Here is a 14,002-nt window from a genome sequence, read left to right as displayed (position 1 = left end):
TCACCTTTGTCTATCAATAAAGAGGATTATCGATAGATAAGCGGTCGAATTTGAAACTAGGCTCAGTCAATCCGCTGATAACCAATAAAGAATTCATTGACTTGAACAATTGAATTGAAGATTGATGGCAAAAGATGTCATTGAGACACTTTTTACTGTTCTGTTTTCAATAAAGTAGTTTTACTTACCAAATTTTTTCAGCAAACGCTCAGTTTGCTTTTCATTAATTGATTTACTATACTAATTCTATATATTAAATAGTAAATCGAAAAACACGAACACCAATGGTACTTAACGAACCGCTAATTTCTACGCAAACGATCGACGGTCTGACGGCCGAGCAAGTGGCTTCTTTTTCGAAAAATGGCTTCCTCCACATCAAGAACTTTGTCAGTCGGGACACCGTACGGCTTTTTATCCACGAGTTGCAGCGTATTGAGGCTAACTGGATTGCCGAGAACGTGGATAAGATCAATGGAACCCCGATCAAATATGGCCGAGATGAAAATGGGCAGCTTATTGTGCAACGATTTGCCTTTACCTCTCTATTTAGCCCTGTATTGAGCCGCTTTCTGCAAAGCCCTGAATTGCAGGCATTAACAACGCTTTTGCAACCCTACGAAGGGCGAATCAGCGAAGAAGAAAAAGATGGTCTGGTGGTGAATCATTACGTTCGTACCCCTGAGAGCAATTTTTCCAGAATGGGCTGGCATACCGATAGTCCTCGCGATCTGTTTCTGGGTCACCGAATCCGGCCCATGCTGAATGTGGGTCTTCATCTGGATGATTGCCCCAGAAGTAATGGCGGATTACGGGTTTTACCGGGTACGCATCGGCAAAATACCCTGATGACGCTCTTCCGTAAGCGGCAATTTATTGATCACCGACCCGACCGACGCGAAGTTGGATTTGATATTGAAGCGGGTGATTTAACCATCCACAATGGCAGTCTTTGGCACCGCGTCGAACAATCGCCGAATCTGGGTGCCGAAAGCCGACGTCGGGTGATGTATATTCCCATCATTACGGGTGAGTATCAGCCGAAACATGCCGCCAGCAAAACGCCTTTCTACCATATCCTGGGCGCAAAAATTCTCAAATAATTTTTCCGTTTTGGCGAGTTGTGGAAATCATCGACTCATCACCGACGATAAACGATTACAATCATGAATTGGCTTGCTTTTGCCATTCCCCTGTTCCTGTTTTTTATAGGTCTGGAATACATCGTATCGAAGATTCAGAAAAAGAACTACTTCCGGTTTACGAATTCGGTCGCTAATCTGAACGTGGGTATTGCCGAACGGTTGCTCGATAGCTTTACGGTTGGATTATTTTACTTCGTGTATGATTACCTGCACCGACATTATGCCCTGTTCGATATTAAGGCCAGTATCTGGACCTGGATCGGTCTATTGATTGCAACGGATTTTGTGTGGTACTGGTATCATCGGCTGGCGCATGAGATGAATGTGTTTTGGGCCGTACATGTCGTACATCATCAGAGCGACGATTTTAATTATACTGTTTCGGCCCGGATTACGGTGTTTCAGGCGGCTGTTCGTACACTGTTCTGGTCTGTTTTGCCCATCATCGGGTTTCCGGCCGAGATGATCACAATTATTTTGCTGGTACATGGGCTGTATCCGTTTTTTGTTCACACCCGTACGATAGGCAAACTGGGCTGGCTCGAATATGTATTCGTAACGCCTTCGCACCACCGTGTTCATCATGCCAGTAACCCCGAATACCTGGATAAAAACTATGGTGATGTGCTGATTATCTGGGATAAACTCTTTGGTACTTTTATTGAAGAGAAAGCGGAGCCTGTATATGGACTGACCAAGCCACTGGATACCCATAGCTTTTTGTGGCAGCATTTTCATGGTTTGCTCGAAGTGTTTGTGGCTGCTTACCGCGCAACCGGCTGGTCGGCGAAACTAAAAGTCATTTTTGGGCGGCCCGATTTGATCGACCCAGGCATTCGGACTGAACTGGAAGAACGGTTTTTATCGACTGATGCACTGAGCCGCTCGGCTGTAAACCCCCAAAGTCGACGGTTTCGCGGATATGTGGTTGGGCAACTGGCCAGTACACTGCTTATACTATTTGTTTTTCTACTGTTTGAAGCCTCCATACCGGGTTACCTTCAGTTTCTGACGGCCCTGTTTATTCTACTTACGCTAATCAACTGTGGAGCACTACTTGAACAGCGGCAGTGGGTTCTGTACCTCGAAATTGGGCGAGTGGCCATACTGTGGCTGGGCTTCTATGCCGTACTGGGCGATCCGATGCTGATTGTACTGGCCTACATCGGTGCTTTGTCGCTATGGGCCTATTTCTCCATGGTGCAAAAACGATACCTACGCCTGGTGTATGGACAACAGGCCATTTCTTAACTGACTATATAGCTCACAGCACACTGACTAAACTAATGACAGCGATGACTCTTGAATTTGAAAACGAACTGGGCCACATCCGAAGCGTAACCAGCGCGCTCAACCGACCGAAAACTGCCCGTAAAAGCCCACTGCTGACGGGTGATCTGGCTCCTTTTTTTAGCCTGACCGGAGCGGCCAACGATTGGCGTGTTTCGGTGTTTGGTCAGAAACTGACTGAGCAGGCTACATCAATTTTCGATCTGGTCGGTACACGTCCACTCGTTGTCAGTTTTTATTGCCCCTGCTGGGGACGGTATGCCAAGCCGTATCTCGAATCGCTGGTTCGGCTCCATCAGCGGTTGTTGAGCGAGGATGCCGAATTAGTGGTATTTTCCAATGAATCGCCCAAAGTGCTGGCTCGTCAGATACCGGACCTGGACTTTCGGGTAGCCTTTGATGCCGAATCGGCTGTAGCCCAGCGGTTTGGTGTATACAGTGAAGATGACCCGGTTTGGGAGCGTATTTCGGGTATTTCGGAAGAAGCGTTTACGCCTGCTCTATATGTTATTGGTCCCGACCGCCAGATAGCCTACCATTTCCTGGATGACAACTTCGATCAATCAATCGATATGGATGCCATTGCCCAGGTCGTTCGCACTCTAAGTGAAGCGTATATTGAAACGCATTGATCAACCCGAACACACGCTGAAACTTTTGTATGTATACGGGACAAAATCATGAGGGAGCAGCATACTTTCACCAACTGCCTTATGAAGATCAGTTAAACCTGATCTGGCGACATGGAAAGTTGATCGAAGCGCGTCGGATTCCCGGATTCTGGCTGCATTTGTATGCGGTCAATGCGTTTTTTGTTGAAATGTGGATTTGTCAGCGACGATACGATGTCGAATTGCTGCGCGTTCTGGATCATACAAATGAATTAGAACCGTATATTGACAAGATTTCTTTAACTGGTCTGTTGTCGTACTGACCGATTCGTACCTATGCATTCATCTATTGCAACGCGTTTGACCTCGAAGCTCCCTCATGTTGGCACCACGATTTTTACGGTCATGTCGAAGCTGGCTTCTGAGGTAGGAGCCATCAATTTGTCGCAGGGGTTTCCGGGCTTCGACTGCTCCCCCGAGCTGGTTGGGTTGGTAGAAACGTACCTGCGAAAAGGGTTCAACCAGTATGCACCCATGACAGGCGTTCCGGCACTACGTGAAGCACTGGCCCAAAAAACCTTCGAACAGTATAAAGTAGCCTATGACCCTGATACGGAAATCACCGTCACATCGGGCGCAACCGAAGCCATTTTTGCGGCTATCGCATCCGTTGTGCGTCCGGGCGACGAGGTGATCGTTCTGGAACCAGCCTACGACAGTTACGTACCGGCCATTGAACTCAACGGAGGCATACCTGTGTATGTAACCCTCACTCCGCCCCAGTATGCGGTTGACTGGGATGCCGTTCGTCAGAAAATAACGGCTAAAACCCGGATGATCCTGGTCAATACCCCCCACAACCCAACCGGCTACACCTGGACAACAGATGACCTGAATCAACTGGCCGAGTTGATTCGGGACCGACCTATCTGGCTCATGAGCGATGAAGTGTATGAACACATCCTGTTCGATGGCCGGACTCATCACTCGCTCATGACCCACCCTGAGCTTCAGGAGCGCACGTTTGTGGTAGGCTCGTTTGGGAAAACCTTTCACATCACGGGTTGGAAAATTGGCTACTGCCTGGCTCCGGCTGAGCTGACCACGGAGTTCAGAAAGATTCACCAGTATCTAACCTTTAGTACGGTTACACCGATTCAGTATGCGCTGGCCGACTACTTGAGCAATCCTGCACATTATCAGCAGCTCCCCGATTTTTACCAACGCAAACGCGATGTATTCCTGGACGGGCTGAAAGGCTCCCGCTTTACATTTACCCCCGCCGAAGGCAGCTTTTTTCAGACGGTTTCCTATCAAGCCATCACCGATGAATCGGATTATGAACTAGCCATTCGGCTCACGAAAGAGATTCGGGTTGCTGCCATTCCGGTTTCGGTATTTTACCACCAGAAGAACGATTATAAAGTACTCCGGTTCTGCTTCGCTAAAGACGATGCCATTCTTCAGGAAGCTGCTGAACGATTGAGCCGATTGTAAACCATGTGAGGTTTATCATATATCTTTAACCAGTCAGTGTATGCCCCGAATTACTCCTTTGCCCAGTGCAGAAGCTACTCCCGACGTTCAGGAGGCTTTTGAGGCACACGTTAGTGACTATCCGGGTAGTCGAATTACGAATATGAAAGCCACGCTGGGACGCTCACTACTGGCGTTTCAGGTGTATATGCAATGGTATCCGCTCTACGAAGAGGTTAAGAAGATTCTTGGCCCTCGGCTGGCTTATCTCTATGCCCATGCCATCTCCGAAGGGTCTAACTGTCCATTGTGTACGACGTTTTTCCGCCGGATCATTATCGACAACGGCGAACAGCCCGAAAACCTGACGCTAACGGCTCATGAACAGGCGGTGATAGACTTTGGCAGTGCCATTGCTCAAAACAAAGGCGACATTTCCGACGAACTGTATGCACCAATGGGCGAACGCTATTCTGAGTCCCAACTGGTGATTCTGGTTGCTTTTGCAGGACAGATGATTGCAACCAACTTATTCAACAATGTACTGGAAGTCAATATTGACGAGTACCTGTATCCTTATCTGCCGTTAACCGGCTCTATTCACGCAGAATCCTGATGGCTGATTTTCAGAATAAAGTGGCATTCATTACTGGAGCCGCTCACGGGCAGGGTAGGGCCGTAGCGCTGGCGTTGGCTGGCGAAGGGGCCAGCATTGTAGCGTTCGATCTGGCTAAACCGATGGCGTATCCGGGCTACGCGCTCGGCTCGGAAAGTGAGCTGGATAGCCTGAAACGGGAAGTAGAAACGCTCGGCTCTCAATGCCTGACCGCTCAGGGCGATGTTCGGCGCGATGAGGATATTGTTCGCGCGGTCGATGCGGCCCTTGCCCGATTTGGCCGTATCGATATTCTGTTCAACAACGCTGGTATTTGTGCGTATGGTCTGGCTCATGAATTACCCGAAGACGAGTGGGATGCTATGATCGACATCAACCTGAAAGGGGCCTGGTTAGCTGCCCGTCGGGTTATTCCGGTGATGATTCAGCAGCAATCAGGGGTTATTATCAACAATTCATCCATTGCGGGTCTGCGGGGTATGAATCGGCTTAGTCACTATGCGGCATCGAAATGGGGGCTGGTAGGGTTGACCAAGTCCTGGGCCATTGAACTCGCTCCGCACAACATACGGGTCAACTCCATTCACCCCACGGGTGTCAATACGCCCATGAACGACGGCCTGGCCGAGCTGGAAGGGACCACCACCCAGGAAATTGCCGAACGGTCGGCTGGTAACCTATTACCTGTTCCCTGGGTAGAGCCCGAAGATGTATCGGCGATGGTCCTCTATCTGGCATCCGACAAAGCCCGGTATGTTACAGGGTCTCAATTTGTACTGGATGCAGGGTTACTCACCCGGTAATGAATAATAGTGGGTTTATACCATCGGAAGAATCGGAAACGATTCCATCAAAACGGTCTGTAGCTGCGAGGCTGGCAAGCCGAGCCATTGCTGTAGCACCGTTGCGTAAACCGATCGGAAATCATGCTGTAAAGCAATGTTATCATTTACCGTGGCAGTAGCTGGAATTTGCGGGTTTGTACCAATCACACCTGCTTTAATGGAATTTCCAAAGTAAAGTACGGGGGCAGCCGAACCATGATCGGTTCCGCCACTAGCATTTGATTTTACACGCCGTCCGAATTCAGAAAACGTCATCCCCATCACCCGATCGGCAACAGTAAGCCCATTCAGGTCATCCATAAATGCCCCGATCGCTTCCGAAACTCGCCGAAGTAGTTGAGCATGTGTCCCGGTTGTTGTATCGGTTGGTTCGGTTTGCCGGGCGTGGGTATCAAAACCACTCATACTCACTAAGTATACTTTTGTTTGCAAACCGCCAGCAATTAATCGGGCAACAATCTTCAACTGATCAGCTAGTGGATTTTTCCCCGCCGAAGGGTATTTGTCCGATTGCTTTGTGACTTTTTGGGCCGCTTTCCTGATCACATCTGAATATTGATCAGTCTTCTGCGAAACTTTTTCGAGATAGGCTAGCTGCTCTCCCCATCGACTGTCTGTTGAAACCGCTGTCTTATCGTCAATGAGATTGTAGAAATTGGTGGGGTTGCTAATCGCTATTCCCATCGAGAAAGTTGGGCCTTGAAATGCTGGAGCAATAACTGACCCTATCTGGATAGCCAGTGGGTCAGGCATACTATCGTTCGGGTATTTGTCGGGGAAACCCGGAAAGGTGTCGCTCAGATAACGGCCAGCCCATCCGGTCGTTAGAATTTTATCGGCATCCGAACCTGTCATCCAGATATCTGTAGCTCTGAAATGAGAAAAATTGGGTTTTGGATAACTGACTGCCTGCACGATCCCGGCTTTTCCGTCATTGAACAGTTGGGTAAATTCGCTTAATGCTGGATGTACACCTGTTGTGTCGAATCCATTCAGTTTCAATATTTTGTCCTGAGGTAAAGCAATGTTAGGCCGGGCCGCCTGATAGGCACCATATTGATCGAGTGGTATAACTGTGTTGAGACCGTCATTGCCGCCATTAAGCTGAATCAGCACCAGGACTCGATCATTTGACAAAACCTCTTTATGGACAGGTATCAATGGGGCCTGTGCCAAAGCCCGAATGGAGAAACCATTAATGAACTGTGGGGCAATGACCCCCGCAATCGCTACATTTTTTATGAAGTCTCGACGTTGCATGAGTTCGATAGATTTATGAAGAGGATACCGGACTAACCCTCTCCTTCACGATTAGAAAAGTTGATATTGAGGGAGGTTCATCAAATACTTATAAAGGCTCTTCAGCTTTCGCGTAACATTCGTTTTGTTGGCAGCATCTTCCGGATTCGTAGTAAGATTTTGCCAGGCCTGTGTCCAGTAATGATCCGACATTCCACTCTGTAAACCAGATAGTAAAATGCTGGTTTTGATGTATTGCCTATCCTTGTCAGGTAATTCAACGGCGTATAATTGGCGTGTAGCGTCCTCAATGAGCGCGTCGGGATTGGCTGGATTCGGGAGCGATTGGGTAAACGCAATAACATCAATCTGCAAGTTTTTGCCATTTCGTCCAATACTGCCGTTTATCATGCTATCGGTAAATACGTTCCGCTTAGGCAGCGTGTCTGAGCTAATCCAGAGCTTATCGAATAAGGGTTCCTGATAGTAAGCTGGCCAGCCTGCCACGTTGGGAGGATCACCGATGGTTTGCTGCATGGACGCGGTTTGGTTCTGAATCGCTTGCCACAAGCCATACTGATCTGGATAGGCAGAACTGTCGGGGAAGCTGACATTGTATTCACGGCATAAGCCCACTGTGAAATCAATCGGGCTTTTTATAAGCGCTCCACGATTGGCTGCGTCGAAAAAATGCTGACTGCTCAGCAGTAGTCGTAATACAGGTTTGATTTCGTAGTTAGCGGCCCGAAAGGTTGTCGCCAGGGGGGTAATGATCTGCTCTTCGGTGTCAGCGTCAATCTGGTGATACACAAAAAAGCGATACAGCTTTCGGCAAATGAATCGGGCCACTTCCTCCTGGGCAAAAATCATCGCGAGCAAATCATCCAACTCCTGTTCGCCTTCGGGGCCACGTCGGCCCTTGATGGTTGTATGCTGATAGAACTCCGAGAAAACCTTGTCGCTGCTATCATGACGCCCAGGGTCAAACAGACTGACGTGGGTAGTGGTATCGTTGCGAAAGCCTGTTAGTACTCTGGCTGCGGCCTTTACGTCGGCTTCGGTATAGTGAGAGCCTGGCCCTTTACCTACGGTAAATAGTTCCTGCAGCTCGCGGGCATAATTTTCGTCCGGCGCTTTTTTGTTGTTAGATGCCCCATTAAGATAAATCAGCATGGCCGGATCTTTGGTCATTGCTTTAACCAGTTCTTTGAAGTTACCAAGGGCATACGTTCGTATAAGAGAGTTATTCCGATAACACAGTAGTGCATTGCCGGATTTATTTATCTCCGTGGCGAGATGGTTACGCCAGAACAGGACCATCTTTTCACGTAAGTTCCGGTTCTGATTCAGCATCAATCCTAGCCACCATGCTCGGAAAGAGTTTTTGCGTCGGCCATCATTCTGTCCATCATAGTTGATAGAAGTTACCCAGGTTTCACCAGGCATGATTTCGTCGTCGACAAATTTATCGTCATTATAGTTGTTGACGGGGGGAGCCGGAGTAGGTTCGCTGGATAATAGTTCATCAATGGCTTTTCGAACGGAGAGCGATTGAAAGTGGGCAACATCATCGGGCTTTGCGCCAAACATGGTTCGCTTAAGCAGGTGTTTAACGTCATCACGAGTCCACTTTTTGCGTAACGGTTCCAGTGATGAAATGGGCGTTCGGTACTGCATAGAGTCGTTCGTTACTGATTATGGCTAATTGCTTTCTGAATCGTTTGTCCGAATATGTGGAGCGAATTGGCTGATTGGTAAACATAGAAGATATGCGAATGGGTTGGTTTTTAATAAAAGTTTAACGGGGGTTTGCCTCTCAAAAAGTAGGAGTGCTGGCCAGTAATCGTCACTTGTAAGCGGGCCGGAGTTGCTCTACATGTCTATTCTGCTACTACCATTGGCTCAGTCGACCCCGTTTCCGACCATTCATCCCAGTCGGCAACCGTTCCGGTAGTTTGTAATGCATAGTACCATCTACTGCCCATAACTTTGGTGCAACCAATCGGGACAACAACCCGACCTGCTTCGAACAATAACATAAACAACATACTACAATGAAAACCCTCATCAAATCTTTCGCTTTCGCTCTTACCCTGGGTATCGTTACATCGGCTGCCAGCTTTGCTGAAACCAACCCCGGAACCAATCCCGACAAAACGGCCTCGTATCAGTCGGCAGTATACACCACCAACAGTGGTAAAATCAGTATCGCACTGGATAAGCAGAAAGGCAGCACGGCCGACATTAAGTTGACCAACCATGCTGGTCAGGTGCTGTATAGCTACCACCTGGGTAAAAACGAGAACACTTACCGTAGCCGTTTGAGTGTGAGTGAATTACCTGATGGCGAGTATCAGGTTGCGATTACGAACGGTCGTGAGGTAACGACCCACACTGTGACTGTATCGACTCCGCAGCCCACCACCCCCAATCGCGTTATCTCGCTGAACTAATATCTGTCAGCACGACAATCAAAAGCCGATCCAGGACTTATCTGGATCGGCTTTTGATTGCCTCCTGTATTGACTATTTACTCATAAGTCAGTATGTATTGTGCTGAATGCAGGCATGAATGAGGCTAATGAGCATTACATCGAGCCAGGAGCAATATGCCAGAGAACATCTGTAAACTGGTGTCGGCAGTCAAAAAAAGCGTCGACCTGCTCAAACCCTGCTTGTAATGCCAGTTGGTGAATTTCCGCCAGACTGTATTTCTGAGAGACCTCCATGTAAATGGGTTCGTCTTGATCAAACTTGATCACCCTACCCTCGTCGAATCTCACCTGCTGAGGTCGAGTACTTATCAGGTAGCTTTTGCAACTGCCCGTTACAGGGTCGTACATCGGATAGTGGGTAAACTGATCGGGGTTGAAATCAGCACCCAATTCCCGGTTGATACGATGCAACAGGTTAAGATTGAATGCTTTAGTTAACCCGCCCGCATCATTATAGGCATTCAGGATTGTCTGGGGATTTTTTTTGAGGTCGAAGCCAACGAGTAGGTGGTCGCCTGCCCGTAAAAATGATTTAAGCTGCTTAAAAAACTGGAGTGCTTCATCAGGAAGCATATTGCCAATGGTTCCGCCTAAAAACAGGACCAGTTTGGACTGGTCTGAAATCGTTTGTAGTTGCTCCAGTTGAGTAAAATAATCGCCGGGCATACTACTAATCTGCATACTGGGGAGCTTAGGACTAAGTGTTTGTTCCAGATACGAAAGAATGTCAGGCGAAATATCGATTGGGTAATAGTGTTGGCTACCATGCATCCGCAGCGCTTCTTTTAACAGGAAGATCGTTTTGGACCCATCGCCCGCCCCTAGTTCAACGATGTCGAATGACTGTTTTCTATCCAGGCAGCGTTGCAGGATTTGCGTACTTTGCAGTACGAGAATTTCGGTCTCAGCCCGGGTCAGGTAGTACTCTGGGCAACGCATAATCTGTTGAAACAACGCATCTCCATTGGCATCATAAAAATATTTTGGCAGGAGGTATTTGTGGGCGGCAGTCAGTCCCTTAAGTACATCCTGTCGGAATGTACTATCAACCAGTATTTCATTCATATCTTTCAAAACGTATCGGGCGTTGCCAGGTTACCCATTGCAAAGCGTTGAGTCTTCAATTGTGGCCGATTCTGTTGATTAGCAGGACCGGGCCAGCCGAATACCTGTAAATTGCCAACGTAAGGGTGCATGGAAAAAATTTCGGTAAGTGGGGCGGCTGTGTCCAGGAGTAGTGGCTTCGGATGCTCCCCGAAGTACCATCTGATTGACCATGAATTTTCCATTGTATTCACCGATGGCTCCCTCAGCCTTCGTGAAACCGGGATAAGGTAAATAGGCACTTTCGGTCCACTCCCAACGGGAGCCCCATCCCAGTCGATCCTGTGCTACTTCCCACTCGGCTTCGGTGGGCAGGCGAGCCCCCCGCCACTGCGCATACGCCCAGGCCTCGTAATAACTGATGTGACAAACCGGCTGATTCATAATCAGGGGTATAAGACCGCTGGATGTGTACTGATACCATTCATTATCCAGTTGATACCAGTACAGAGGGGCTTTTACCGCATTTGATTTGACCCACTCCCAACCTTCGGCATGCCAGTTGCGAAAATCCTGATATCCACCCGCCCGGATAAAAGCCAGATACTCCTGATTGCTAACCAGTTCCTGGCGAATCTGATAGGGAGCCAGGTACACTTTATGGCGGTTCAATTCATTATCGAAACAAAAACCCTCTCCAGTCGCTCCGATTTCGTAAACGCCTTCCGAAAAGCTAACCCAGGATTCAGTCGTAATCGTAGGTACATCGGGTTTTGGATAATCCGTCGGATAAGCAGGAAGTAAAGGGTTATTGCCCAGTATGTATTTGATATCGGTAATCAATAGTTCCTGGTGCTGTTCTTCATGATTCAGGCCAAGCAGGGTAGTAGCTTGTAAGGCGTCTGACAATGGGCTTTGCTCCGTCAGAAAACGAATCATGGCGGTGTCGACATAGGATCGGTACGCCTGCACATCGGCTACCGAAGGCCGGGAGAGGTTTCCGCGATCTGTGCGGACAACCCGTGCGCCAACGGTTTCGTAGTAACTGTTGAAAACGTAATTGTACTGGCTATTGAACACCGAGTAACCTGCTACGTTAGGAAGCAGCACAAACGTTTCCCAAAACCAGGTAGTGTGACCTAAGTGCCATTTGGGCGGGCTAACCTCTACAATGGGTTGAACGACAAAATCTTCGGCTTGAAGCCCCTGACAAATGGCTTCGCTACGCGCCCGTACCTGCTGGTAGCGCTGTGCTAAGTTCATAAACAATGTGATGCGATCACTTTTTAAGCAAAGGATATGGGTACTTTTTCAACCGGAAAATGAGGCAACACGTTTCCCGATTTACAGACGTTTTTTAGTCGCTACTTCCGGCATGGCAGTCAGTTTGTCCTGAAAGAATAAACGGTTGAGCCTCTTCTTTGTTAAAGCAGGCGCTGGCAGTCCCTTAGTATACACCCCGATTACGAACGGTCGACGGCTAAACTCCAATCCGCCATTGACCGATTACAAACCTATTTAATTACGTATAGCGCTGATAATTAATGCATTTTATTGTCACTTTTGGGGAAATCGTTGAGAATTGGCTGTTGCTACTCAATGACGGATTGAACTTACTACAACCAAGTAGTGACGATTTTTGTACCTTTTTTAAAATACCCAAAGTTCAACCTCATAAAGGATTAGTTTTTCTTTTGTGTCTTATATGGGTGCAAGATTTGTTACTAGACAGACACTAATTCTACATCATATATAAGGTTAGCTTTGGCGGGGACTGGTCCGCTACCATTTTGCCCATAGCCAAGTTGATAAGGAATAAAAAGTTTGCCACTCTCTCCTTTTCTCATTAAAGCAATTCCTTCCTCCAATCCTTTTATCAAACTGCCAGAACCTACTATAATTTGAACAGGGACCCCTCTATCGTATGATGAATCAATAATCTGACCGTTCTGGAGAGATATACGATAATGTATACAAACTGTTTGACCTGCTTTAACCCCTTCTTTGTATCTGGCGATTAGGTAACCTACTCCTGATGGTGTAAATTGTGCCCCTGGGTAGTTGGCCAACACCCACTGTTTAAATGTTTCTAAGTCTGCTTTTTCTGCTTCATTTCGTTTTTTCACAATTTGGCCAATGTGGGCATCTAGTGAAGCCTTGTCGGCCTTAAAAGCTTGGGCTTTTTCGCCTTGACGAACAATTTTTACGGCATTAATACCATCGTTGGTTTTCATTTGATTGACCACTTCTTGTCCATCTATTACGAAACCAAAAACGGTGTGTCTGCCGTCGAGCCAAGGTAAGGGCAAGTGCGTGATAAAAAACTGGCTACCGTTGGTGTCAGGACTCCCGTTGGTGCCTGGACCAGCGTTTGCCATCGATAATACGCCTGGGCGGTCGTGGCGTAATGTGGCATCAATTTCGTCAGGAAAAAGGTAGCCTGGGCCGCCAGAACCAGTGCCTTTTGGGTCGCCCCCCTGAATCATAAAATCGCTGATGACAGCGTGAAATTTAAGCCCGTCGTAAAACGGTTGCCCCAATGGTCTGGCATTGTTTTCAATTGTTCCCTCAGCCAATCCTACAAAATTGGTTACTGTCATGGGGCATTTTTCGTACAATAATTCTACGGTAATTTCGCCCTTTGCGGTGTCGAATATGGCGTAGATCCCTTCTTTTTTAGTCATTTATTTATGCAAAAAGTTAATAATGTCAAAAGCAAGAATTGAGGGGACGAAGTTCCAGCTACTTTCTCCAAAACTTCAAAAACACCGTTCTCGTCATTGGATTTTGCCTGAAAACGAGCGGCTTCTTTGATGCCGTAGGGTTCTTGTAATATTTTGAGTACCTAACTTTTATTCGCAGGTTTGTGCGAAACGTCCAGCCAAATCCCTCCCGATACTTTTACTTGAATGGATTGCTCCCATGGTTTAAAATGGGGATAGCTGTTGACTGCTGAGTCCCAAAGTCGCAAATACTTATTTTTAAGCACTCATTGTCGTCAATGTGAGTGAGGTCGTCCACGAGAGCGTATCGTTCAAAATGTTTAACGATTTGTTCCCCAAAACTCGTTTACTATCCCTTTCCGTCAGCCAAGGTCGGTTTTATCCCCTTTCGTAACAACTCAGGCAAACATACGAGAGCGACTACCATTGGCTCAGTCGACCCCGTTTCCGACCATTCATCCCAGTCGGCAACCGTTCCGGTAGTTTGTAATGCATAGTACCATCTACTGCCCATAACT

General features: G+C 47.6%; 13 protein-coding genes. 8 read left to right on the top strand and 5 right to left on the bottom strand.

The window, feature by feature from the left end:
• Positions 1-284: 284 nt before the first annotated feature.
• The 7 genes from BGO59_RS03100 (at position 285) to BGO59_RS03070 (ending at position 5,941) form a co-directional block, all read left to right on the top strand.
• Positions 285-1,103: a phytanoyl-CoA dioxygenase family protein gene (locus BGO59_RS03100; protein ID WP_293680318.1), complete on the top strand. Its 819-nt coding sequence runs from the start codon at positions 285-287 to the stop codon at positions 1,101-1,103.
• Positions 1,104-1,166: 63 nt separating this feature from the next.
• Complete coding sequence (locus BGO59_RS03095) at positions 1,167-2,396, top strand: sterol desaturase family protein (RefSeq protein ID WP_293680315.1); 1,230 nt, start codon at positions 1,167-1,169, stop codon at positions 2,394-2,396.
• A 44-nt stretch (positions 2,397-2,440) separates the two neighbouring features.
• Positions 2,441-3,067, top strand: coding sequence for a redoxin domain-containing protein (locus tag BGO59_RS03090; protein ID WP_293680312.1), 627 nt, complete (start codon positions 2,441-2,443; stop codon positions 3,065-3,067).
• Between the two features lie 29 nt (positions 3,068-3,096).
• Positions 3,097-3,369, top strand: coding sequence for a hypothetical protein (locus BGO59_RS03085; protein ID WP_293680309.1), 273 nt, complete (start codon positions 3,097-3,099; stop codon positions 3,367-3,369).
• Between the two features lie 13 nt (positions 3,370-3,382).
• Positions 3,383-4,543, top strand: coding sequence for a methionine aminotransferase (locus BGO59_RS03080; protein WP_293680306.1), 1,161 nt, complete (start codon positions 3,383-3,385; stop codon positions 4,541-4,543).
• 40 nt (positions 4,544-4,583) lie between these two features.
• The gene (locus BGO59_RS03075; RefSeq protein ID WP_293680303.1) at positions 4,584-5,138 is read left to right on the top strand and encodes a hypothetical protein; all 555 of its coding nucleotides are present in this window, start codon (positions 4,584-4,586) and stop codon (positions 5,136-5,138) included.
• Entirely contained in the window at positions 5,138-5,941 is an 804-nt protein-coding gene (locus BGO59_RS03070) for a mycofactocin-coupled SDR family oxidoreductase (protein WP_293680300.1), read from the top strand. The genes BGO59_RS03075 and BGO59_RS03070 overlap by 1 nt, the downstream gene beginning before the upstream one ends.
• A 15-nt stretch (positions 5,942-5,956) precedes the next feature.
• Here the strand turns inward: BGO59_RS03070 and BGO59_RS03065 are convergent, their stop codons facing one another.
• Together BGO59_RS03065 and BGO59_RS03060 are read right to left on the bottom strand one after the other, a co-directional pair.
• The gene (locus BGO59_RS03065) at positions 5,957-7,243 is read right to left on the bottom strand and encodes a DUF1501 domain-containing protein (RefSeq protein WP_293680297.1); all 1,287 of its coding nucleotides are present in this window, start codon (positions 7,241-7,243) and stop codon (positions 5,957-5,959) included.
• Positions 7,244-7,294: 51 nt separating this feature from the next.
• The gene (locus BGO59_RS03060) at positions 7,295-8,899 is read right to left on the bottom strand and encodes a DUF1800 domain-containing protein (protein WP_293680294.1); all 1,605 of its coding nucleotides are present in this window, start codon (positions 8,897-8,899) and stop codon (positions 7,295-7,297) included.
• Between the two features lie 377 nt (positions 8,900-9,276).
• Between BGO59_RS03060 and BGO59_RS03055 the strand changes: the two genes are divergently transcribed.
• Positions 9,277-9,675 carry a T9SS type A sorting domain-containing protein gene (locus tag BGO59_RS03055; protein WP_293680291.1) on the top strand — a complete coding sequence of 133 codons (399 nt, stop codon included), beginning with the start codon at positions 9,277-9,279 and terminating at the stop codon, positions 9,673-9,675.
• A gap of 135 nt (positions 9,676-9,810) precedes the next feature.
• Here the strand turns inward: BGO59_RS03055 and egtD are convergent, their stop codons facing one another.
• The 3 genes from egtD to BGO59_RS03040 all read right to left on the bottom strand — a co-directional run bounded on the left by egtD (position 9,811) and on the right by BGO59_RS03040 (position 13,445).
• Entirely contained in the window at positions 9,811-10,782 is a 972-nt protein-coding gene (gene egtD / locus BGO59_RS03050; protein WP_293680288.1) for an L-histidine N(alpha)-methyltransferase, read from the bottom strand.
• A gap of 78 nt (positions 10,783-10,860) precedes the next feature.
• The gene (gene egtB, locus BGO59_RS03045) at positions 10,861-12,024 is read right to left on the bottom strand and encodes an ergothioneine biosynthesis protein EgtB (protein ID WP_293680285.1); all 1,164 of its coding nucleotides are present in this window, start codon (positions 12,022-12,024) and stop codon (positions 10,861-10,863) included.
• Between the two features lie 461 nt (positions 12,025-12,485).
• Positions 12,486-13,445, bottom strand: a complete 960-nt coding sequence (locus BGO59_RS03040) for a peptidylprolyl isomerase (RefSeq protein ID WP_293680282.1) — start codon at positions 13,443-13,445, stop codon at positions 12,486-12,488.
• Positions 13,446-14,002: the final 557 nt, after the last annotated feature.

The sequence above is a fragment of the Spirosoma sp. 48-14 genome (genome assembly GCF_001898575.1).
Lineage (GTDB): Bacteria > Bacteroidota > Bacteroidia > Cytophagales > Spirosomataceae > Spirosoma.
Note: the sequence above shows the minus strand (reverse complement) of the source record. Positions and strands in the feature narration are given on the sequence as shown.

Excerpts from the sequence above, each read along its gene's own strand:
- BGO59_RS03095 (WP_293680315.1), top strand. The coding sequence starts at position 1,167 with ATGAATTGGCTTGCTTTTGCCATTCCCCTGTTCCTGTTTTTTATAGGT.
- BGO59_RS03085 (WP_293680309.1), top strand. The coding sequence starts at position 3,097 with ATGTATACGGGACAAAATCATGAGGGAGCAGCATACTTTCACCAACTG.
- BGO59_RS03065 (WP_293680297.1), bottom strand. The coding sequence starts at position 7,243 with ATGCAACGTCGAGACTTCATAAAAAATGTAGCGATTGCGGGGGTCATT.
- egtD (WP_293680288.1), bottom strand. The coding sequence starts at position 10,782 with ATGAATGAAATACTGGTTGATAGTACATTCCGACAGGATGTACTTAAG.
- BGO59_RS03040 (WP_293680282.1), bottom strand. The coding sequence starts at position 13,445 with ATGACTAAAAAAGAAGGGATCTACGCCATATTCGACACCGCAAAGGGC.
- BGO59_RS03055 (WP_293680291.1), top strand. The coding sequence starts at position 9,277 with ATGAAAACCCTCATCAAATCTTTCGCTTTCGCTCTTACCCTGGGTATC.
- BGO59_RS03090 (WP_293680312.1), top strand. The coding sequence starts at position 2,441 with ATGACTCTTGAATTTGAAAACGAACTGGGCCACATCCGAAGCGTAACC.
- BGO59_RS03060 (WP_293680294.1), bottom strand. The coding sequence starts at position 8,899 with ATGCAGTACCGAACGCCCATTTCATCACTGGAACCGTTACGCAAAAAG.
- egtB (WP_293680285.1), bottom strand. The coding sequence starts at position 12,024 with ATGAACTTAGCACAGCGCTACCAGCAGGTACGGGCGCGTAGCGAAGCC.
- BGO59_RS03100 (WP_293680318.1), top strand. The coding sequence starts at position 285 with ATGGTACTTAACGAACCGCTAATTTCTACGCAAACGATCGACGGTCTG.
- BGO59_RS03075 (WP_293680303.1), top strand. The coding sequence starts at position 4,584 with ATGCCCCGAATTACTCCTTTGCCCAGTGCAGAAGCTACTCCCGACGTT.
- BGO59_RS03080 (WP_293680306.1), top strand. The coding sequence starts at position 3,383 with ATGCATTCATCTATTGCAACGCGTTTGACCTCGAAGCTCCCTCATGTT.
- BGO59_RS03070 (WP_293680300.1), top strand. The coding sequence starts at position 5,138 with ATGGCTGATTTTCAGAATAAAGTGGCATTCATTACTGGAGCCGCTCAC.